The sequence below is a fragment of the Amycolatopsis sp. NPDC051373 genome (assembly GCF_040689465.1).
Lineage (GTDB): Bacteria > Actinomycetota > Actinomycetes > Mycobacteriales > Pseudonocardiaceae > Amycolatopsis.
On the sequence record NZ_JBFBAE010000032.1, the window covers coordinates 102,610 to 123,738 of the forward strand.

Genomic DNA, 21,129 nt, shown 5'->3' on the forward strand with positions numbered 1-21,129 from the left:
TCGTCACTGCGAGTTACCTCACAGAGGTCCGACCACGCCGAGGGGAGCGTCGGTGCAGGGTGACCAGCTGATCGCGCAGCGCTATCGACTGCTCGAGCGGATCGGCACCGGGGGTATGGGCGTGGTCTGGCGCGCGCACGACGAGCAGCTCGACCGCGAGGTGGCGCTCAAGCAGGCGCGGCTCTCCGATGCGGTCAGCGGCCGCACCCTGCGTCGCGAAGCCCGGCTCGCCGCCGGCGTGCAGCACCCGAACGTGGTGACCTTCTTCGATGTCGTCGCCCAGGGCGACGAGCTGTGGCTCGTGATGGAGTACGTGCCCTCGCGCAGCCTCGCCGAGGTCCTCACCGCCGAGGGCAGCCTGCCCGCGCGCACGGTCGCCGAGATCGGCGTGCAGGTCGCGGGCGCGCTCGCGGCGGTGCACGAGGGCGGGGTGGTGCACCGCGACGTGAAGCCCGGCAACGTCCTCATCACCGACGACGGCCGTGCCAAGCTCACCGACTTCGGCATCTCGCGCTCGGTCCGCACCGACGAGACGGTCACCGACTCCCCGCACATCGGCGGCACCCCCGGCTACCTCGCGCCGGAGGTCGCGCAGGGACACCCGCCGACTTCCGCGTCCGACGTCTTCTCCTTGGGCGCCACGCTGTTCTCCGCGGTCGAAGGCGCTGCGCCCTTCGGTGGCGGCAACGAGTACGCGACCATCCGGCGCGCGGCAGAGGGCGCGGTCCCGCCGGCGCGCAAGGCCGGTGATCTCGCGCCCGTGCTCGCCGCGCTGATGCGGACGGCACCCGAAGACCGGCCCACCGCGGCCGCCGCGCACGACCTGCTGGTCGCGGGCGTGGGCGGGCTGCCTCCCGCGCCGCCGCTGCGTCGCCGGCCCGCCCTGCGCCGGCGGCGGCTCGTGCTCGCGGGGGCGGTGGCCGCCGTCGTGGTGCTCGCGGGCGTGGCCCTGATCCTGTTGCCGGACAAGGGAAAGCCGCAGACCCCGGCCGCGGCTTCGAAGGTGCCTGCCGCTCCGGCGAAGCTCGGCATCGGCAAGGACCCGCGTTCGGCGGATCCGTGCCGGCTCGTGGACGCGGTGCCGCTGCGCCCGTATGGCGACCCCGAGGTGGAACCCGACTACGGCAACTTCGACCGCTGCGACGTGATCCTCAAGCGTGGCAACGATCTGCAGGCCGACGTGAAGGTCGAGCTGGAGGACCCGCCGTCCGGCGGCGCCGCGCCGGAGGGACAGCGCTCACGCTCCGGCCCGTTCGACGTGTTCGGCGACCCCGCGCAGGACGGCGCCTGCGTCCGCCTGCTCCAGCTGCAGGACCATTACCTCGTGCGCGTGACCGTCTCCGACGACGACGGCGACAACCTCGACACGTGCAAGCCCGCCGACGTCGCGGTCGCGTCGGCGGCGAAGGTGCTCGCCGTGGCGGGCGTGCCCGCGCGGTCGGCGCCGGCCCCGGACGGCTCGCTGTCCGATGTGGACGCGTGTTCGCTGCTGAGCTCCGCCTCGCTCGGCAGCACTGCGGGCGTCACGGCGCCGGTGCAGGTGGTGCCGGGCTACGGGGACTGGACCTGTGACTGGGACAGCTCGGCGTCGGACCGCGCGGTCACGGTGATCTTCGACCGCGACCAGCCGCCGGACGGCGACTCGGGCCAGCTCGTCAAGGTCTCCGGGCACGACGCGTACCTCGCGACCGACGACTTCGCCGACGACACGTGCCAGGCGCTGCTGGTGTACCGGCGCTACACCGACGCACACGGAGAGGCCGCGGTGGAGCAGATCAAGGTGGTGGTCCACGGCGACCCGCCGTCGCAGGGCCTCTGCGCACCGGCCACGTCACTGGCCGGCGACGTCGTCGCGAAGCTGCCGCAGGCATGACCGCGCTGCGATCCGGCGGGCCGGCCGAGTCCCTCGGCGCCGACCACGGCAGCCTCGCCTACGGGGTGCCGCCCGCGGCGCCGGGCACGATCTTCGCGCTGGCCGTGACCGGCGGCGTGCGCATGCCGCCCCGCGACGGCCGTGAAGTCCTCTTCGGACGCAACCGTGAAGACGTCCACGTGTGCGTGGGAGAGGACGACCGGAAGGTCAGCCGCAAACAGGGTTTCCTCGTGCGCCGGCGCGACGCGTGGTGGATGCACAACACCGGGCGGCTACCGATCCGACTGCCCGGCTCGCGCCTGTTGTTCCCCGAAGAGGAGCCCGTGCCGCTCGCGGAGGGCTACACGGCGGTGTTCGTGCGCGGTTCGGCCGACCGCGAGCACCTGCTGGAGCTGTACGTGTCGGGGGCGGACGGACGCCGGCCGGAGTCGCGCCCGCAGGACGTGACCGAGCCGCCGCGCATGTGGCGGCTGAGCCCCGACGAGCGGCTCGTGCTGGTCTCGCTGGCTCAGCGTTACCTGCTGCAACAGCCCTACCCGCAGCCGATGGCGTGGCGACAAGTCGCCGAGCAGCTCTCCGAGCTGGCGCCCGGCAGCCGCTGGACACCCAAACGGGTGGAGCACCTCGTGGTCGCCGTGCGGTCGCGGCTCGCGCGCGCCGGCGTCGCGGGCCTCACGCGTGAAGAGGTCGGTGAGCCGGTGGGCAACTCCCTCAACGACAACCTCGTGAAGGAACTCCTGTTGTCCACTTCGCTGGTGCCGCCGGACCTCGCACTGCTCGAACCACCCGACGAAACCGCTCCGGGAGGGGTCCCGGCGCCGCCCGGTTAGCCTCGCGGCGCGCGGTGGGGCAGGCCCCGCGCCGGCAACGGGCGGGGGACGTCGTGACGGGTGAGGGGATGCGGGCACTGCCCGCCGGGCATCCGAGCCTGGCGCGGGGCTTCGCGTCACCGCCGGGCACGCTGGTCGTGCTCGGGCTTGCCGGGGGAGTGCTGGTGCCGCCGTCCGCGCCGGGTCCGGTGACGTTCGGGCGCAACACCGCGGAGGTCTCCGTGCCGGTCGGGGAGGACGACCGGCGGGTGAGCCGCCGCCACGGCGTGCTGGAGCACCACCGCGATCGCTGGTGGGTGCGGGCGACGGGCAAGGTCCCGTTGCGGCTGCCGGAATCCCGGCTCCTGTTCACCGGCGCAGCGCCGCTGGCGCTGCCGGCGGGCTACCTGCCGTTGTTCGTGCACGGTTCGCGGGGGCGGGAGCACGTGCTGGAGGTGCACGTCGCCGACGGCAGGCCCGCCGCGCCACCCGCGGCGCGCGGGGGGCTCGACACGCGCGAACGGCTGGCGCTCACCGTGGTCGGCCAGAGCTTCCTGCGCTGGGAGGCATTACCGCGGCCGGTGCCGCCGGAGCGGGCGGCGGCTCAGCTCGCGGTTCTGGACCCCGGCGGCGACTGGACCGCGCTGGGTGTGCGGGCCGCCCTCGACGGTGTGCGGGCCAGGTTCCGCCCGGCGAGCGGCGACGACCTGTTGTTCGGTGCGTTGCTGGCCGCCGCGGTGCTCGTGCCGCCGGACCTGGCCTTGCTGACCGCCGAACCCGTGCCGCAACCGCGCGTGCCCGACTGGACACAGAGGACAGTCGGCTCGTAGTGCGGGGTGCCGAGCGTCACACGGCGGTTCGCTGCGGCCGCTGGGCGCCGCGCAGCCGGGACTCCAGGGTGTCGAGCACGGTGCTGAACGCGCCGAACTGCTCGGGGGTGAGCGCGTCGACGAGCAGCTCACCCACGAGCGCGGCGTGCCCGGAGGCCGCCTCGCGAAGCTGCGACCAGCCGAGATCGGTGAGGAAGGCGATCACGCCGCGGTCGTCGGACTCGCACGAACGGCGCCCGACGAGCCCGGTTTTCTCCAGCTGGCCGACCTGGTAGCTCAGCCCGCTCTTGGACGTGAGAGCCGCGCCCGCCAGCTCCGTCATGCGCAGGGCGCCGCCGGCGGCGGCGAGGCGCGCCAGAACTTCGTACTGTGGGTGCGAAAGCCCCGCGTCGTCGCGAAGCTGCTGTTCGACGCGACGGTTGAGCTGCGAGCTCACCGCCAGGAAGGCCTGCCAGGTCTTCAGCTGGCGATCCGTGAGCCATCGGGGGTCGGCCATGCACCCATGGTAACGCAGGTTGTTCGAATTTGAACCATGTTGTAGGGTCGATCAAGTCGTGGTTCGAATTTGAACCACCTGGGAGAACGGAGCAGCCGATGGCGATGGTGGCGGAGGTGCGTGCGCGGGTGCGGATCCCGCTGCGGCTGGGCGACGACCTCTCCGTCGACGCGGAGGCCGTGACGTTCCACGGGCTCGCCGACGGGCTGGAGCACCTCGCGTTCGTGCTCGGCGAGCCGGGCCCGGTGCCGCTCGTCCGGATGCACTCCGAGTGCCTGACCGGCGACGTCTTCGGCTCAGCCCGCTGCGACTGCGGCCCGCAGCTGCGCGAGTCCGTCGCCCGGATCTCCGAAACCGGCGGCTACCTGCTCTACCTGCGCCAGGAAGGCCGCGGCATCGGCCTGTACAACAAGCTCGACGCGTACGCGCTGCAGGACGGCGGGCTCGACACCTACGAAGCCAACGCCGCGCTCGGCCTGCCCGAGGACGCCCGCGACTACACCGCCGCCGCGCAGATGCTCACCGCGCTCGGCGTGCGCCGTCTCGACCTGCTGTCGAACAACCCCGACAAGGCGGCGCAGCTGACCGCCCACGGTCTCGACGTGCGCGACCGCGTACCCACGGGCGTGTTCGCGACGGAGACCAACGTCCGGTACCTGCGGGCGAAGGTCGAGCACACCGGCCACAGCCTCGTGCTGCCGGCCGGGTTCGGCCACGCCGGCCTCGCCAGCTGAACCGTCCACATCGGATCGTCCGCGTCAGGGCGCCGACTCCCGCACCACCAGTTCGGTCGGCAGCACGGTCATGCCGTCGAGAGGCGTGTCGCCGGTCAGCTTGCCGAGCAGGCGTCGCGCCGCCGTTTCCCCCAGTGCCCGCGAGGGCCTGCGCACGGTCGTGAGCGGCGGCTGCGTGAACGCCGCGAGCGGCAGGTCGCCGAACCCGGCCACGGCGACGTCTCCGGGCACGGTGCGGCCGGCTTCGCGCAGTCCGGTGAGGACACCGGCTGCCACCACGTCGTCACAGGCGAACACGGCGTCGAACCCGTGGCCCGAGGCGACGAGCCGCCGCACGGCCGAGCGGCCGCTGCCGGCGGTGGAACCCGCCTCGGTGACGGCGTCCCCGGTGAGCGGTGAACCGGCTTCTTCGAGTACGGACCTGAATCCGGCGAACCGGGAGGCGGCGTGTTCGCCGGGACCCGTCACCACGGCGACGCGACGCCGGCCGCGCGCGAGGAAGTGCCGGGCCACCGCGGCGGCGCCCGCGGCGTCGTCGCCGGTCACGGACGGGAACGCCGAGCGCGCCCCGTCCACGACCACGACCGGGAGGTCGGCGTCGCGCAGCGCGTCGTTGTCCGTGACAGCGGGTGGCGGGTCGAGCAGCAGCAGTCCGTCGAACGCGTGCGCACGCACCTGGTGCGTGAAGCGCTCGAGCGAGTCCGCGCCCCGGGCGGCCGTGCTCAGCAGCAGGCCGTGGTCACTCGCCTCGACGACGTCGGCCACTCCCTGCAACACCTCGCCGACGCCTGAAGACGAGAGTCCCGGCACGAGCACCCCGACCAGCCGGGTCCGGCCCTTCGCCAGGCCGACGGCCCCGGCGCTCGGGATGTAGCCCGTCGCGGCGATGACTTCACGCACGCGCACGGCGGTGGCGGCGTCCACGTCGGACTTGTTGTTGAGCACTCGGGACACGGTCGTCTTGCTCACCCGCGCACGGCGGGCGACCTCCGCGATCGTGACGCGCATCGGTCCTCCATGCGAATCCGAGCACCGGGCGGGTTGCCTTGTCCTCAACGTACTCGCCTGTCCGCCTGTCGCCCGGCGTCCGTTCGGCGGTGTCCGTTCAACCGGAAGTGACATGTATAACAACCTATACGGCGGCGCGGGAGCGCGTGTTCTGATGGCGGGCGTGATCATCGACTCGGGCGAGTTCGTCCTCCTGCTGCTCGCCGGAGTGGGCGCCGGCCTCGTCGGCGCCACCGCCGGGCTGGCCTCGCTCGTGTCGTACCCCGCGCTGCTCGCCGCCGGGATGCCGCCGGTGGTCGCGAACATGACCAACACCGTCGCGATGCTGGGCACCACCGCCGGCGCGGCCGCCGGTGCGCGGCCCGAGCTGAAAGGGCAGTGGCGCCGCCTGCTGCCGCTGTGCCTGATCACCACTGCCGGCGGGGGCTGCGGCGGGCTCGTGCTGCTCCTGACGCCTCCCGGCGCGTTCACCGTGGTGGTGCCGTGGCTGATCGGGGGTGCGTCGGTGGTGCTGTTGGCGGGTCCGCGGTTGCGCCGGTTGGCGGAAGGCGCGGAACGCCACGGCATCGGCCCGGGCGCCGGCGCGGCGGCGTTCCTGGTCGGCGTGTACGGCGGTTATTTCGGTGCCGCGGCGGGCGTGCTGATGCTGGCGCTGCTCACCACCGTGTGGACGCAGCCGCTGGCCCGCACGAACGCCGCGAAGAACATCGCCACGGGCACGGCGAACCTGATCGCCGCGGCCGTCTTCGCGTTCACCGGCCGCGTGCTCTGGCCTGCGGCGCTCGCCGTGTGCCTGGGTTCGGTCGCGGGGTCCTGGCTCGGTTCGATCCTCGTGCGATACCTGCCCGCGACACCGCTGCGGATCGCGATCGCGATCGGCGGGCTCGTGCTCGCGGTGGTGCTCGCCCGGGAGGCCTACGCCGGCTGATCGCAGCGGATTCGTTGCCGTGCCAGCCTGCCGCGCGGGCACCCCAGGGGGCATGATCGGCGGGGTACCCGAGCAGGAGGCCAGATGAGCATTGTCGGCACCCGCGTGGTGCGCGTCGAGGACGAGAAGCTGATCACCTCGGGCGGAACGTACGTCGACGACTTGCGGGAGGTGGCGCTCACCGGTGCCGTCCACGCGGTCTTCGTGCGCAGCCCGATCGCCCACGCGCGCATCACCGGCATCGACACCGAAGAGGCGAAGCAGGCACCCGGAGTCGTCGCGGTTTTCACCGCGGCGGACCTCGACCTCGCGCCTCAGCAAGTCGGTCCCGTGACCGAGCCGTTCCTCGCCATCGACGTCGTGCGCTACGTCGGCGAACCCGTCGCGCTGGTGCTCACCGAAGAGCGCTACCAGCTGGCCGACGCGGCGGAGCTGGTCGACGTGGACTACGACCCGCTGGACGCCGTGGCGAGCATCGACGCCGCGCTGTCCGGCGAAATCGAGCTGTTCCCCGGTGGTGGTGTCACCGGCAACGTCATGCAGGTGAACGGCGCCGAGGATTTCGACGACGCGGTGTTCGCGGACTGCGACGCCGTGGTCACACAGACGATTCTCAACCCGCGCGTGGCCCCGGCGCCGCTCGAGGTGCGCGGCGGATCGGTGGCGTGGGGCGAGGACGGGCGGTTGACGTTGTGGCTGTCCACGCAGAACGCCCAGATCGCCCGGACCACCGTGGCGGGTGCTCTGGGGCTCGACGAGGAACGGGTGCGCGTGATCACGCCGGACGTCGGCGGCGGCTTCGGCGCCAAGATCGGCGCCGACCCCGAGGCGAGCCTGCTCGGCTGGGCCGCGCGTGCCGTCGGGCGGCCGGTGCGGTGGACCGAGTCGCGCAGCGAGAACCTCACGGCGATGACCCACGGTCGGGCCCAGCAGAACACGGTGACCATCGGCGGGAAGCGCGACGGGACGGTGCTCGCGTACCGGATCGACGTCGTGCAGGACAGCGGCGCCTACCCGCGCGCCATGTTCCTGCCCACGCTGACCGAGATGATGGCGCCCGGCGTATACCGCTTCCCGGTGGTGCAGACGCGCAGCCGTTGCGTGGTCACGAACACCACGCCGATCGCCGCCTACCGCGGCGCGGGCCGGCCCGAGGCGACGGCCGCGGTCGAGCGCGCGATGGACCTGTTCGCCGCCGAGATCGGGATGGACCCGGCCGAGGTGCGGCGGGTCAACTTCATCCGCCCGGAGGAATTCCCGTACACCACGCCGACCGGCGGGGACTACGACACGGGCGAGTACGCAGCGGCGCTCGACAAGGTGCTCGAGGCCGCCGGCTACGCCGAGCTGCGCGCGGAGCAGGAGCTGCGCCGCGCCGCGGGTGACCCGGTGGCACTGGGTCTCGGCATCGCGGCCTACGTCGAGATCACCGGCGGCGACGCGAGCGGCGAGAGTGGCCGCGTCGACATCCACGAAGACGGCTCGGTCACCGCGTACACGGGCAGCTCGCCGCACGGCCAGGGGCTGGCGACGTCGTTGGCGATGCTCCTGTCCGACCAGCTCGGCGTGCCGCTGGCGAAGATCACCGTGAAGCACGGCGACACCGACGAGGTCCCTCGCGCGGTCGGCACGTTCGGCTCGCGGTCGCTGCAGCTCGGCGGCTCGGCGGTCCGGCAGGCGGCCGATGAGGTGATCGCCCAGGCCCGCGAGCTCGCGGCCGACCTGCTCGAGGCCGCGACCGAGGATCTGGAGCTCGACACGGAACGCGGGGTCTGGCAGGTGCGCGGCGCGCCGTCGAGCACCACGCTCGACTGGGCGCGGATCGTGTCCTCGGCCGAGGGCACGGCGCTGTCGGCCGACGTGTGGTTCGGCGACGGCAAGCCGACGTTCCCGTTCGGCGCGCACCTGGCCGTGGTCGAGGTCGACACGGAAACGGGCAAGGTCGAGGTGCGGCGGCTGGTCGCGGTCGACGACGCCGGGCCGGTGGTGAACCCGCTGACCTTCCGCGGCCAGCGCCACGGCGGGCTCGGCCAGGGCATCGCGCAGGCGCTGCTGGAGGTCGTGTACTACGACGAGGACGGCAACCCGACCACGGCCACGCTCGCGGACTACTCGTTCGTGACCGCGACCGAGCTGCCCGACTTTGAGCTCGTGGACATGGCGACGCCGACGACGCGGAACCTGCTGGGCGTCAAGGGGATCGGCGAGGCCGCGACGATCGGGTCGACGCCGGCGGTGCACAACGCGGTGGTCGACGCGCTCGCCCACCACGGCGTGCGGCACCTGGACATGCCGACCACCCCGATGCGGGTCTGGGCGGCCCTGAACGACGTGAGGAAGGCGAACTGACGTGCGGGTCTCCATCGAGGTGAACGGCCGGACCACGGCCGGGGAGGTGCCGGACCGGACGCTGCTGGTGCACTACCTGCGCGACACCGTCGGGCTCACCGGCACGAACATCGGCTGCGACACCACTTCGTGCGGCGCCTGCACGGTCTTGTTCGACGGCGAGTCGGTGAAGTCGTGCACGGTGCTGGCCGCGCAGGCCGACGGGCACGAGGTGACCACAGTGGAGGGTCTGGCCGGCGACGACGGCGAGCTGCACCCCGTGCAGCGCGCGTTCCGCGAGCAGCACGGGCTCCAGTGCGGCTTCTGCACGCCGGGGATGATGATGGCTTCGGTGTCGCTGCTGAAGGAGAACCCGCAGCCGTCGCGACGCGAGGTCCGGGAGGCGCTCGAAGGGAACCTGTGCCGCTGCACGGGTTACCACAACATCGTGAGTGCCGTGGTCGAGGCTTCGGGTGCGGAGGTGGACCGGTGATCCCCGCCGAGTTCTCCTACCGCCGGGCGTCCACTGTGGACGAGGCGCTGGCGCTGCTGGCCGAGCACGGCGAGGACGCGAAACTGCTCGCCGGCGGGCATTCGCTGCTGCCGCTGATGAAACTGCGGTTCGCGGCGCCCGAGGTCGTGGTGGACATCGCGCCGCTCGACGAGCTGAAGTTCGTGCGGCTCGACGGAGACGAGGTGGTGATCGGCGCGCTGTCGCGGTACCACGACCTCCACGGCGACCCGGTGCTCGCCGAGCACGCGCCGCTCATCGCGCACGCTTCGGGTGCCGTCGGAGATCCGCAGGTGCGCCACCGCGGCACGCTCGGCGGTTCGCTCGTGCACGCCGACTCGGCCGCCGACCTGCCCGCGGTGATCCTCGCGTCCGACGGCGTGCTCGTCGCGCGCGGTCCGGCGGGGGAGCGGCGCATCCCGGCGTCGGAGTTCTTCCTGGGCCCGTTCACCACGCCGCTGGAGCCGGACGAGCTGCTGACCGAGATCCGCCTGCCCAGCCAGGCCGGACTGGGCTGGGGCTTCGAGAAGTTCACGCGCCGTAACATCGACTGGGCGATCGTGGGCGTGGCGGTGGTCGGCAAGTCCGTGGGCCTGATCAACCTCGGTGGCACCCCGCTGCGGGCCGCGGCGACGGAGAAAGCACTGGCGGACGGCGCTTCGGCCGACGAGGCCGCGGCGCTCGCCGCCGAGAACACCTCGCCGCCCGACGAGCCCCACGCGTCGGCGGAGTACCGCCGGCACCTGGCGCGCGTGCTGACGCGGCGGGCGCTGCTGGCGGCGGGCATCGCCTGAGTCGTCCGGCCGGTGGGGAACGGGCGTGATCGTGACGTCCGTTTCCCGCCAGCCGCGCGCGCCCGGCGTGCGCAGACTGGGGACGTGAACACGACGTTTCCCTTGCACACGGCCATCGAGCCCGGAATCCTGTACTTCGGCACCCCGGTGGTGCTGATCTCCACGACCAATGAGGACGGTTCGGCGAACCTCGCCCCGATGTCCTCGGCGTTCTGGCTCGGCTGGCGTGCCATGCTCGGCCTCGGCGCGCGCTCGAAGACCACCCAGAACCTGCGGCGCACGCGCGAATGCGTGCTGAACCTGCCATCGTCCACCCTCGCCGCGGCCGTCGACCGGCTCGCGCTCACCACGGGCACGGACCCGGTGCCCCCGGGCAAGCAGCAGCGCGGCTACTTCCACGTCGCCGACAAGTTCGGCCGCGCGGGCCTCACCCCCGTCCCGTCCGAGACGGTCGCGCCGCCGCGCGTCGCCGAGTGCCCGGTGGCCATGGAGGCCGTCCTCGAGGCCACCCACCCCTTCGCTGCCGACGATGAGACCCAGCACGGCTCCGTCCTGGGCCTGGAAGTCCGTGTTCAGCGCGTCTTCGTCCACGACGACATCCGCCTGCCCGGCACCGACGATCGCGTGGACCCCGACGCGTGGCGTCCGCTGATCATGAGCTTCCAGAAGCTCTACGGCCTGGGCCCGCAGGTACGCGAGTCGACGCTGGCGTCGATCCCCGAGCGGCTCTACCGCGGTCCGGACATCGAGCGGGCCCGCCGGGCGGGGTCCAGACCAGTCGATAACTTGTGAATTCGAGGTGACAAGGCCTGGTGGGGAGGGCACGTCCGTGAGCAATCCGTTGATCGCGCAGACCCAGGATTCCACGAAAGCTCACGCTGCCCGCGCGCCCGTTGCTCCAGGCCGCGCCGGCCCAGGCACCGGCTCCCCGCTCCTTGGGTCCGGCACCGAGCAGTTCGACGGCACCGCCGAAACCGTCGTGGGCGGACATCGCGAAGCGTCGCTGACCCGGCGCGCACTCGTCGCACCCGAGCGGGGCGGGGCCGCGGTTCTCACCGAACCGTGGCTCCGCCCGAACTCCTGGGGGCGGCGGGGGATCACACTGTCCACAGAGGAGTGATCGGTGTCCGTCAGCTCGCGGTCCACGCGGCCAGTGCCGGCGCCAGAGCCTTGATCCCCGCAGTCACCGCGGCGCGGCCCTTCGCCGACGAGGTGGCGGCGGGCTGCTGCGTCATGAGCACCACGACGAAGCGGGAGTCGACGATCCCGGTGGTGTTGAGCACGAGCGCCGAGCGCAGGATCATCCAGCCCTGCTTGATCTGCCACGTCGTGCCGGGCATGCCGTCCGGGATGCCGAAGTACTGCGGGTAGCCGTCGTCGGCGGGCTGGCGCGCGTCGGCCATCGCGGTGAGCAGTGGTTGTGCCGTGGCGTCGGGGACGGTGTCGGTGAGGTAGCGGTAGGTGGTGACCACGTCGTCGGGACTCATCTTCGTCATGCCCCACTGGCCCGGGTCCGTCGGTTCGAGCGTGTGCGAAAGCCCGATGAGGTGGGCCATCCGCCCGACGATCGCGGTCCCACCGTCGGCTTCCCACAGCTTGTCGGCGACGGCGTCGTTGCTGCCGGAGATCATGTCGGTGAGCTCGTCGGCGGTGTCGCCGGAGGGGACCTGCCAGGTGCCGTCGTCGTACAGCGAGTCGAGCGCGATGAGCAGCTTCACCACGGAAGCCGTGTAGTACGGGGTTTCGGAGTTGGTCAGCGCGAGGGTCTTGCCCGTCTTCGTGTCGTACACCGCGAGCCCGACCTTCGTGCGCTTCGACGCGGCGGTCACCGCGTCGACCACGTCGTCGGCCACGGCCGAGGGGTCGGGCAGGGGAGGCGAGGAAGTGGTCGGTGGTGTCGTCGAGGTCGGCGGTTCGCTCGTGGACGGCGGCGCGGGGGAGGACGAGGGCGGCGCGGGGGAGGACGAGGGCGGCGGTAGCGTCTGCGCCGCGGGCATCGTCGTCACGTGGCGCGTATTCACCGTGACGACGACCGCCGTCGTGAGGACCGTCGCGGTGAGCCCCGCGGCGGCGAGTGTCCATCTCAGCCGTCTTGCCATACCGGGACAACGTCGCGGAACCGGTTTGTTGCAGCCGATTCCACCTGTCTGTTTCCTGTGTGTTGCTGTGAAGTCGCTGTGATCGGCCGAACGGCCCAGCGTCCGCCCGCCGCGTGCTACGGTCAGTGACGGCTTGCACCGCGAAAGGCAGCGAACGCGGTGTGGTGGAAGGAAGGGAGCGGTGATGGTCCGACGCATCCAGTGGTCTGGGCAAGCGTGCCCGATCGCCCGGGCGGTCGACGTGCTCGGTGAACCGTGGACGTTGCTGATCCTGCGCAACGCCACAATGGGCACCACGCGCTTCGACGAGTTCCGCGACGAGCTCGGTATCGCCGACAACGTGCTCACGACCCGGCTCACCAAGCTCACGGAAGCAGGGCTGCTCGCGCGCGTGCCGTACCGCGACGGCGGCCGCACCCGCCACGAGTACCGCCTCACGAAGGCCGGTGCCGACGCGCTGCCGGTGCTGCTGTCCCTCGCCGAGTGGGGCGACGAGCACACCCGTTCCGACCCGCCCGCCGAGCGCATGCTGATCGTCCACGGCGCCTGCGGGGCGCGGACCCGCCCCGGCACGCTGTGCGACGAGTGCCGCGAACCGATGCGCCGCGAGGACATGCTCTGGTACCGGCCGTGGCGCTCGCCCGAACCCGTGCCGCTCGCCGAACCCGTGAGCTGAACCGCGCCGCGCCAATCCACAGTAGACAGTCCACGGGCAACGGGGAACCAAGTCCGCGCGCCGGGTCGCGCACGAAGCCGTGCGGCCGGAGGTGCCCGCGGCGGCGCCGTTCGCCGCACCTCGGCGCGCCGGTAGCCTGAGCCCGGATTTGCCACCGGATGAAGGGGGAGCCGTGGCGACGGAACGGATCGGGCCGCCGGCGATCGCGGGGGAGCGGGAGATGCTGCGCGCGTTCCTCGACTTCCACCGCGCGACGCTCGCGATGAAGTGCGACGGCCTCTCCGACGAGCAGCTGCGCCGGCAGTCGATGCCGCCCTCGAGGCTGTCGCTGCTGGGGCTCGTGCGGCACCTGGCCGAGGTTGAGCGCGCCTGGTTCCGCCGGGTGATCGACGGCGAGGACGTGCCGCTCGTCTGGTCGGCCGACGGCGACTACCAGGTCGCCTACGACGCCACCGACGGCACGCGGGCCGAGGCCTTCGCCGCGTGGCAGGCCGAGGTGGAGCACTCGCGGCGGATCGAGGCGGCCGCCGAGTCGCTCGACGTCGTCGCGTACAACGCGCGGTGGGGCGAGAACGTCTCCCTGCGGCTGGTGATGCTGCACCTGATCGACGAGTACGCCCGGCACAACGGCCACGCCGACTTCCTGCGCGAGGGTGTCGACGGCGTCGTCGGCGTCTGAACCGAACGGCCGAGGTGTGAGAGCGCCGACTCTGACTTGGCCTGGGCAAGTCAGGAGCCTACTGTCGCACGGGTGACGAGCGCGAAGCGAATCCTGGTGGTGGGTGCCGGTGCGACCGGCGGGTTCTTCGGCGGCCGGCTGCTGCAGGCCGGCCGTGACGTGACCTTCCTGGTGCGCCCCGGGCGCTCGGCGGCGTTGAGCGAACGCGGCCTGCGGATCACCGGACTCGGCGAGGAGACGGTGCTCACACCGAAGCTCGTGCGCGCAGGCGAGCTCACCGAGCCGTACGACCTCGTGCTGTTCACGGTCAAGGCCGCGGGGCTCGCGCAGGCGATCGAGGACGTGGCGCCGGCGGTCGGGCCGGACACCCTTGTGTTGCCGGTGCTCAACGGGCTGCGCCACCTCGACGCGCTCGTGGCCCGCTTCGGCGAGGAGCGGGTGCTCGGCGGCGTCGCGATCGTGATGACCACTGTGGACGGTGCGGGCGACGTCCGCCGCCTGTTCGACCTCCAGTCGCTGACCTACGGCGCCCGCACCGAGCCGGCGCCGGCCGGGCTCGCCGCGGTGCACGAACTGCTCTCGGGTGCGGGCTTCGACACGGCCCTGTCGCCGGACATCACGGCGGCCATGTGGGCGAAGTGGGTTTTCATCGCCTCGATCGGGGCCGTGACCTCGCTCATGCGCGGCACCGTCGGCGACGTCGCCGGGCAGCCGGGCGGGATCGCGTTCGCCGAGGCCGTGGTCGCCGAATGCGCGGCCGTCGCCGCGGCCGCCGGGCACCCGCTGGAGGCCGCCGCTCTCGAGACCGCCCGCGGTTCCGTGACCGAGGTCGGCTCCCCGCGCGCGCCCTCGCTCTACCGCGACCTCACGGCCGGGTTGCCCGTGGAGGGCGAGCAGATCTTCGGCGATCTGGTAGACCGGGCGCACGGGCTCGGGGTGTCCGTACCGCTGCTGGAACTGGTCCGGCTGAACCTGCGTGTGTACCGGTCACGGCTGGGCTGAGCCCCCGAACGAACCCCGTTTCGGCGCCCCGGGAGAAGTCCGCGAACTTTTTCGCCGACCGCGGTGAACCGAATCGGCTCCGGCCTACGTGATGGGTGCGGAAGGGCGCGAAGGCCGTGCCCGGGTTGACACGGACGGATGGTCTTTCGGGCACCGGTTCGAGCGGTGATTTCCCGTCACACCAGGACTGCTACGCTCCGATCAGTGACATCTGCGCCCCTTTTGCGCAGGTGTCCGGACCGCGGCGCAGCGCCGTGCACGACCCGCCGTGGGGAAGGAAGCTCTCGGGTATGGCGGACAGGTTCGAGTTCGTTCTCGACGTCTTCGAAGCTCTTGTGGTCAGCCAGGCAACCGGCGGTGACATCCGCCAGTACCCGTTGCGAATCGGCACGGTGCCTTCGGATCCCATCCGGTTCGTCCGCGTGGCGACTCAGGTCTACCGGGCGATGGAGGACAAGCGGCTCTCCACCCACGGTGAGCTCAGTCCCCACGTTCAGACGGCGTTCGGGCTGCTCGGCCGGCCGCGCGTCTCCGTCGCGGTGGCCGGGGTCGACGGCGTCGGTGCCGACATCGCGGTGCTCGCCCTCAGCGACGGCAGGCAGGCGCTCGGGATCACGCAGAACCCGCGCACCGACGAACTGCTGTTCTCCCTCTTCGCCGACGAGGACCTCGTCGACGTCGTCACCGGCGTGCTGCCGCCGGCGCGTGCCGCGACGACCGGCACCCATGAGGTGAGCCGGCAGGCGACGCGCGCCGTGTCGGCGATGACCGCGCGGCGCATCGCGGAGGCGGCCGAGGACGAGGAGGAGACGGACGCGTTCGGGATGATCGAGGTCCGCGGGACCGTGCGGCCCAGCCGCACCGACCCCCGCGTGACGCCGACGCCCGGCAGCACCGAGGTGCTCGAGCGCGTCATGGCGGCGCCGCGCCTCGGCGGCGGCCACGTCACCGTCACCGGCTGGGGCCGGCACGGCGAGCTGCGCGCGGCCGACCCGCTCAGCTGGCTCGACACCCACGACGGCCGCTACCTGGTCCACACCACCACCGGCGAGGCCGGTGACCTGAGCGCGAAGTACGTCCCCGCAGGGCGGTCCGAAGTGGCCCGCGCCGTGCAGAACGCCATCGCCGCCGTCTACTGACGCGCGCGCACCAAGAGGAGGGAGATCCGGTGGCCGACGACGCGACCCCGGCGAAGATGACGGCGCGTGAGCTGACGCCGCAGTTGTCCGGGACCGAGCTGAAGCGATTGGCGCAGACCGGCAGTTTCGCGGTGGACGACACCACCGGCAACCAGATGATCGAAGCGCTCGAAGGTGTGATCGACACCCTTCAGGCCCGGTGGGACGCTTTGCAGAAGCTGGGCGCTGCCCCGGCCATGTCTTCGACCGCGACCGGTCGCTGGGTGTCGAACCACATGCTCAACACCGCCAGCGACGCCCAGGGCTTGCTCACGCAGCTGCAGGCGGCGCGCGACGAGTTCCCGACATACGTCGAGGCGATCAAGCTGGCCAAGCAGAACTACAGCAACACCGAAGCCGGAACGCGCGACACCATCAACCGGCTTCCCGTCGACGAGCTGACCTGAGGAGGATCTCGTGTCCACTGCAACCGACTCGTCCGCCTCGGCGGTCTCCGACCCGTCGTCGCCGGACTACGACCCGCACAGCCCTTACTACGACGTGACGGCCGACTCGTCGTCGAAGTACTTCGTCGGCCCGGTCAAGCCGGACGACGTCGCTTCGGGTGACCAGATCCGTGCCGACGCGACGAAGGAGATCGACGACGAGATCGCGAACGGCTGGCTCGGCCCGACCGTCGACCCGAAGACGCGCAACGACAAGATCCAGGAGCTCTACGAGCAGAAGCTCGTGGACGCGAAGAGCGGCCTGAACGACGGCCTCCAGCTTCGCCAGCCCGACAGCGCGCCCTACACCGACTGGTCGCAGGCCACGCACGAGCAGATGCAGCAGGCCATCACCCAGCAGGCGAACCCGGCCACCGTGGCCGAGTCGTCGGAGGAATGGGTGAGTGTCGGCAACGACCTGGCCACGCACCAGCAGAACCTCGCGCAGGCGATCTCCGCCAGCACGAGCAACTGGCAGGGCGCGGGCGGCGACGCGGCGCGCGAGCACCTCGCGAACGTCGGCAAGTGGCTCGGCACCACCGCCCAGGGCGCGACCTTGGCCGGCCGCCAGCAGGAGATCCACTCGCAGGCGCTGAACGAGACGCAGATCGCGATGGCCGCCAACCCGCCGGTGCAGTTCGACGTGCAGCAGGCCAACGCGCAACTGCAGCAGATCAAGGACCCCACCGAGTACGCCGCGCAGGCGTCCAAGGCGATGGCGACCTTCACCGAGCAGCAGGCCGCGCGCCAGCAGGCCGCGCAGCTGATGACCCAGTACGACCAGACGATCGGCTCGGCCGTCGTGACACCGGCGTTCGCGGCTCCGCCGAAGCTCGCGGCCGCGACCGCCGCGAACGGCGGCGGTGCGGGTGGCGCCGGCGGTGGCGGTGCCGGGAGCCAGGGTCTTCCGGTCGGCCCCGACGGCCTGCCGGTCGGCCCGGACGGCCTGCCGGTCGGCCCGGACGGCAAGCCCATCGGTCCCGACGGGCTGCCGATCGGCGGTGCCGGAGGTGGGGCCGGCGGTGGCGCGGGTGGCGGTGCCGGTGGCGGCGCCGGCGGGTTCAACCCGCCTCCGCTCAACGTGCCCGACGGCCCGGGCGGTGTCGGTGGTGGCGCCCTCGGCGGTGGCTCGGGGAGCGGTGCCGGCGGCGGCGCGGGTGGTGGCGGTGGCTTCAACCCGCCTCCGCTCAACGTCCCCGACGGTCCCGGTGGCGTCGGTGGCGGTGGCCTGGGCGGTGGCGGACTCGGCGGCGGCTCCGGCCTGTCGAACGACGAGACCACGAAGACTTCGGGCTTCACGCCCCCGCCGCTGAACGTGCCCGACGGTCCCGGCGGCACTGGGATCGGCGGCAGTGGCTTCAACCCGCCGCCGTTCAACCCGGGCAGCGGTGTCGGTGGCGGTGGCCTGGGCGGCGGCTCGGGGTCCGGCACAGGCTTCACCCCGCCGCCGTTCAACCCCGGCACGGGCGTCGGCGGCGGGTCGCTCGGCGGATCCGGTGGCGGCATCGGCGGGGGCTCGGGCAAGATCCCGACCATCGGCCGTGGTGGCGGCATCAACGGCGAGAGCATCAGCAGCCGCCTCGGCGGTGGCGGCGGTGCCGGTGGCGGCGGGATCGGCGGCATCGGTGGTGGCGCCGGAATCAAGGGCGCGGGCCTCGGCGGCGCGGGCGGCGCGGCGGGCGCCGGTGCCGCTTCGGGCGCCGCGCTGACCGACGAAGAGCTGGCGGCGCGCGGCGGCGCCGGCGCGCAGGCGGGTGCCAAGGGCGCAGCCGGCCAGCCCGGAATGGGCGGCATGGGTGCCGGCCAGAAGGGCGGCAAGGGCCCGGAGGACAAGGAGCACAAGATCGCCGACTACGTGGAGTCGGACGACCCGAGCTTCTTCGCTCCGGACGAGGTCGTCGCGCCGCCGGTGATCGGTGACTGGAAGAACAAGGACTGGAAGTGAGGCGGGGATGACCAGCGGAGGCTTCGACGTCGAACCCGACGAGCTGACGGCGCACGCCAGCCACCTCGACGGGCTCGTGGACCGGCTGAACAACGCCGTGCAGGCGGCGGACTACGCGTTGAACGACGACGCCTACGGCCTGCTGTGCGCGTTTCTCCCGCCGATCGTGAACCCGACGGGGGAGCAGGCCAAGGACGCGGTGAGTGCCGCGGCCGAAGGCATGCAGACCACAGCGGACAACGTGCGCACCACGGCGCAGGCGTACCTGGACGGCGACTCCCAGGAGGCGCAGCCGTTCCTCAACCAGCTGGCCAACAGCGACGAGGCGGCGGGCTTCACCAGCGGGGGCTCGGACGGGTACTCGTCGGGCGGTTACTCATCGGGCAGCGAACCGCTGTCGCCGCGCATCGGTACGACGATTCCGAGCGAGCCGCTGCAGCAGCCGCTGTCGCCGCGGATCGGCACGACGGTCCCGAGCGAGCCGCTGCAGCAGCCGCTGTCGCCGCGGATCGGCACGACGGTCCCGAGCGAGCCGTTGCAGGAGCCGCTGTCGCCGCGGATCGGCACGACGGTCCCGAGCGAGCCGTTGCAGGAGCCGCTCGCGCCCGAGCAGCCGAGGTTCCGCGTCGGCACCACGGTGCCCGACGAGCCCGTGGCGAACCCGTCGTCGTTCCGGATCGGCACGGTCACCGAGTAGCCGGTGCCACCGTGGCGCCGGGCGACGCTTCGCCCGGCGCCACCCGAACAGTTCAGCAGCAGGCAGATCGAGGAGTACGAACACCATGACCAGTGCGGGAGGGTTGGGTGACCTGATCAGGGACCCCGACGAGGCGATCCGGCGGATGGACGAGTGGGCGGCGGGCTTCGCCCGCAAGGCCGAGCGCTACGCGGCCGCCCAGCAGGAGACCGAACGGCTGCGCCTCACGGCGTCGAGCCCCGACGGCACCGTCAAGGTCACCGTCGGCGCCGACGGGGTCGTGTCCGACCTGGTCTTCGGGTCCAAGACGCGGACCATGCCGCAGGAGGAGCTGGCCCGCATGGTGCTGGACACCATGCGGCGCGCGCAGTCGGGCATCACCCAGCGCGTGGCCGAGGTCATGACCGAGAACCTCGGCGACGAGGACCAGGACACCCGCTCCGCGCTGCTCGGCAGCCTCCGCAGCCGCTTCCCGGACCTCGACGAGCCCGAAGGCGGCTCGGGCGCGCCGGAGCCCCCGGCCCCGACCCCGCCGCCGGTGCCGCCCGCACCGTCGGCCGGTGGTGCCGCGACCCCGCCGCCGCCCGCCGCTCCGCCAGGCCCGGCCGGTCCGGCTGCGCCGCGCCGCCGGGGTGGCATCGACCCGGACGAGCAGGACAACAACCCCTGGTGATGTCCGGTGTCCACTGAGGACGATGGACTCGCTGGTGCTTGGACGGGTTCCGTGGTTGCGGCCGGTTTTTTCGGCCGGCCGCAACCACGAGTGAATCGCCATGACGGTCGCTGGTGCCGACCGAAAACAATGGGTGAGTTCCCGGCTGCGTTGTCGCCCGGAATTGTGCCTGTCTTTCTTCTCAATTTCTGATTCTCCCGGCAGGTTTCGCTCGCCGGCATAGGAGGGGTGTCGAAGTGAGCAATCCGTTGATCGTGCCCACGAAGGATTCGACCAAGGCGTATTCGGGAATCTCCCTGCTGGAGGACGCGAACAGTCTGGCCCAGGGAATCGAGTCGGGTGACTGGGCGTCGGCCGCGATGGGTGCCGTCGGGACCGGGCTCGACATGTTGTCGGCGGCCATGGACCCGTTCGGTGCGGCCCTGGCGGCCGGCGTGGGCTGGCTGCTGGAGCACGTGGGGCCGTTGAAAGAGGCGCTCAACGGCCTGACGGGCAACGCGGACCAGATCCAGGCGCAGTCGGAGACGCTGGCGAACGTCGCGAAGGAATTGGGCGCGGTCGCGACGGATCTAACCGACGAGGTGAACGCGGATCTGCAGTCGTGGTCGGGCGCCGCTGCGGATGCCTACCGGCAGCGGGCGCAGGATCTGAGTGCGTCGTTGCAGGCGGCGGCGAAGGGGTGCGAGGGCGCGGCCAGTGGGGTGAAGAAGGGCGGCGAGATCGTGGCCGCCGTGCGGACGCTCGTGCGCGACATCATCTCGCAGCTGATCGGGCACATGATCAGCTGGGCGCTGCAGGTGGTGGCGACGCTGGGCATCGGGCTCTCGTGGGTCATCCCCCAAGTGGCCGAGAACGTCGCGAAGACGGCGACGCAGATCTCGAAGCTGGTGACGAGCCTCGTCAAGGCGCTCAAGGCGCTGGCCCCGATGCTGAAGAAAACGGGGCAGCTGTTCGAGGACGTGGGCAAGGGTCTCAAGAACATCAAGGGCGGGAAGGTCGCGGGCCCGGGCAAGACGGGGGAGCTGAGCGGAACGCCGAAGGCGCCGCCCGCGAAGTCGGGCGGTGGTGGTGGCGGGGACGGGACCAAGGCGTCTGGTTACCAAGGCGCGCCGAAGGACTACACGCCGCCGCCGGGCAAGTCGGCCGGCGACGATGGGACTCACGCCTCGGGTTACGAGGGCGCGCCGAAGGACTACACGCCGCCGCCGGGCAAGTCGGCCGGCGACGATGGGACTCACGCCTCGGGTTACGAGGGCGCGCCGAAGGACTACACGCCGCCGCCGGGCAAGTCGGCCGGCGACGACGGGACTCACGCCTCGGGTTACGAGGGCGCGCCGAAGGACTACACGCCGCCGCCGGGCAAGTCGGCCGGCGACGATGGGACTCACGCCTCGGGTTACGAGGGCGCGCCGAAGGACTACAC

19 protein-coding genes and 2 pseudogenes are annotated in these 21,129 nt (G+C 72.2%); 18 read left to right on the plus strand and 3 right to left on the minus strand.

The window, feature by feature from the left end; genetic code table 11:
- Positions 1-52: 52 nt before the first annotated feature.
- The 3 genes from AB0383_RS41755 (at position 53) to AB0383_RS41765 (ending at position 3,512) form a co-directional block, all read left to right on the plus strand.
- Complete coding sequence (locus AB0383_RS41755) at positions 53-1,873, plus strand: serine/threonine-protein kinase (RefSeq protein WP_364171274.1); 1,821 nt, start codon at positions 53-55, stop codon at positions 1,871-1,873.
- A complete protein-coding gene (locus AB0383_RS41760; protein ID WP_366190192.1) occupies positions 1,870-2,703 on the plus strand; it encodes an FHA domain-containing protein in 834 nt (277 codons plus the stop codon). Before AB0383_RS41755 ends, AB0383_RS41760 begins: the two co-directional genes overlap by 4 nt.
- A 68-nt stretch (positions 2,704-2,771) precedes the next feature.
- Positions 2,772-3,512, plus strand: a complete 741-nt coding sequence (locus AB0383_RS41765) for an FHA domain-containing protein (RefSeq protein WP_364171270.1) — start codon at positions 2,772-2,774, stop codon at positions 3,510-3,512.
- Between the two features lie 16 nt (positions 3,513-3,528).
- Here the strand turns inward: AB0383_RS41765 and AB0383_RS41770 are convergent, their stop codons facing one another.
- Positions 3,529-4,008, minus strand: coding sequence for a MarR family winged helix-turn-helix transcriptional regulator (locus tag AB0383_RS41770; RefSeq protein WP_364171268.1), 480 nt, complete (start codon positions 4,006-4,008; stop codon positions 3,529-3,531).
- A 104-nt stretch (positions 4,009-4,112) separates the two neighbouring features.
- On the opposite strand from AB0383_RS41770, the gene ribA reads away from it, so the two are divergent.
- Positions 4,113-4,742 carry a GTP cyclohydrolase II gene (gene ribA, locus AB0383_RS41775; protein WP_364171386.1) on the plus strand — a complete coding sequence of 210 codons (630 nt, stop codon included), beginning with the start codon at positions 4,113-4,115 and terminating at the stop codon, positions 4,740-4,742.
- A gap of 24 nt (positions 4,743-4,766) precedes the next feature.
- Here the strand turns inward: ribA and AB0383_RS41780 are convergent, their stop codons facing one another.
- Positions 4,767-5,750: a LacI family DNA-binding transcriptional regulator gene (locus AB0383_RS41780; protein WP_366190193.1), complete on the minus strand. Its 984-nt coding sequence runs from the start codon at positions 5,748-5,750 to the stop codon at positions 4,767-4,769.
- A gap of 163 nt (positions 5,751-5,913) precedes the next feature.
- Here AB0383_RS41780 and AB0383_RS41785 point away from each other — a divergent pair, with 163 nt between their 5' ends.
- From AB0383_RS41785 to AB0383_RS41805, 5 genes are all read left to right on the plus strand, one after another.
- Complete coding sequence (locus AB0383_RS41785; RefSeq protein ID WP_366190199.1) at positions 5,914-6,678, plus strand: sulfite exporter TauE/SafE family protein; 765 nt, start codon at positions 5,914-5,916, stop codon at positions 6,676-6,678.
- Between the two features lie 84 nt (positions 6,679-6,762).
- Positions 6,763-9,027 carry a xanthine dehydrogenase family protein molybdopterin-binding subunit gene (locus tag AB0383_RS41790; RefSeq protein WP_364171265.1) on the plus strand — a complete coding sequence of 755 codons (2,265 nt, stop codon included), beginning with the start codon at positions 6,763-6,765 and terminating at the stop codon, positions 9,025-9,027.
- A 1-nt stretch (position 9,028) separates the two neighbouring features.
- On the plus strand, positions 9,029-9,499 hold the full coding sequence (locus AB0383_RS41795; RefSeq protein WP_366190194.1) for a (2Fe-2S)-binding protein: 471 nt from the start codon (positions 9,029-9,031) through the stop codon (positions 9,497-9,499).
- Positions 9,496-10,311: a xanthine dehydrogenase family protein subunit M gene (locus tag AB0383_RS41800; RefSeq protein WP_364171261.1), complete on the plus strand. Its 816-nt coding sequence runs from the start codon at positions 9,496-9,498 to the stop codon at positions 10,309-10,311. The genes AB0383_RS41795 and AB0383_RS41800 overlap by 4 nt, the downstream gene beginning before the upstream one ends.
- 84 nt (positions 10,312-10,395) lie before the next feature.
- Positions 10,396-11,103 (plus strand): flavin reductase family protein, encoded by a 708-nt coding sequence (locus AB0383_RS41805; RefSeq protein WP_364171259.1) that lies wholly within the window; start codon positions 10,396-10,398, stop codon positions 11,101-11,103.
- 338 nt (positions 11,104-11,441) lie between these two features.
- On the opposite strand, the gene AB0383_RS41810 is transcribed toward AB0383_RS41805, so the two are convergent.
- Positions 11,442-12,410: a hypothetical protein gene (locus AB0383_RS41810; protein ID WP_364171257.1), complete on the minus strand. Its 969-nt coding sequence runs from the start codon at positions 12,408-12,410 to the stop codon at positions 11,442-11,444.
- A 184-nt stretch (positions 12,411-12,594) separates the two neighbouring features.
- On the opposite strand from AB0383_RS41810, the gene AB0383_RS41815 reads away from it, so the two are divergent.
- The 9 genes and pseudogenes from AB0383_RS41815 to AB0383_RS41855 all read left to right on the plus strand — a co-directional run.
- The gene (locus AB0383_RS41815) at positions 12,595-13,086 is read left to right on the plus strand and encodes a helix-turn-helix domain-containing protein (protein ID WP_364171255.1); all 492 of its coding nucleotides are present in this window, start codon (positions 12,595-12,597) and stop codon (positions 13,084-13,086) included.
- A 172-nt stretch (positions 13,087-13,258) separates the two neighbouring features.
- Positions 13,259-13,765: a DinB family protein gene (locus AB0383_RS41820; RefSeq protein ID WP_366190195.1), complete on the plus strand. Its 507-nt coding sequence runs from the start codon at positions 13,259-13,261 to the stop codon at positions 13,763-13,765.
- A gap of 72 nt (positions 13,766-13,837) precedes the next feature.
- A complete protein-coding gene (locus AB0383_RS41825; protein WP_366190196.1) occupies positions 13,838-14,767 on the plus strand; it encodes a 2-dehydropantoate 2-reductase in 930 nt (309 codons plus the stop codon).
- 290 nt (positions 14,768-15,057) lie between these two features.
- A complete protein-coding gene (locus AB0383_RS41830; RefSeq protein ID WP_364171249.1) occupies positions 15,058-15,906 on the plus strand; it encodes an ESX secretion-associated protein EspG in 849 nt (282 codons plus the stop codon).
- 56 nt (positions 15,907-15,962) lie between these two features.
- Complete coding sequence (locus AB0383_RS41835) at positions 15,963-16,352, plus strand: hypothetical protein (protein WP_364171382.1); 390 nt, start codon at positions 15,963-15,965, stop codon at positions 16,350-16,352.
- 10 nt (positions 16,353-16,362) lie between these two features.
- Positions 16,363-18,336: a hypothetical protein gene (locus AB0383_RS41840; RefSeq protein ID WP_366190197.1), complete on the plus strand. Its 1,974-nt coding sequence runs from the start codon at positions 16,363-16,365 to the stop codon at positions 18,334-18,336.
- A 7-nt stretch (positions 18,337-18,343) separates the two neighbouring features.
- Positions 18,344-18,634 (plus strand): annotated as a pseudogene (locus AB0383_RS41845) (type VII secretion target); the annotation flags it as partial.
- Between the two features lie 484 nt (positions 18,635-19,118).
- A complete protein-coding gene (locus AB0383_RS41850) occupies positions 19,119-19,706 on the plus strand; it encodes a YbaB/EbfC family nucleoid-associated protein (RefSeq protein WP_366190198.1) in 588 nt (195 codons plus the stop codon).
- Positions 19,707-19,942: 236 nt separating this feature from the next.
- Positions 19,943-21,129, plus strand: a pseudogene (locus AB0383_RS41855) (hypothetical protein); the annotation flags it as partial.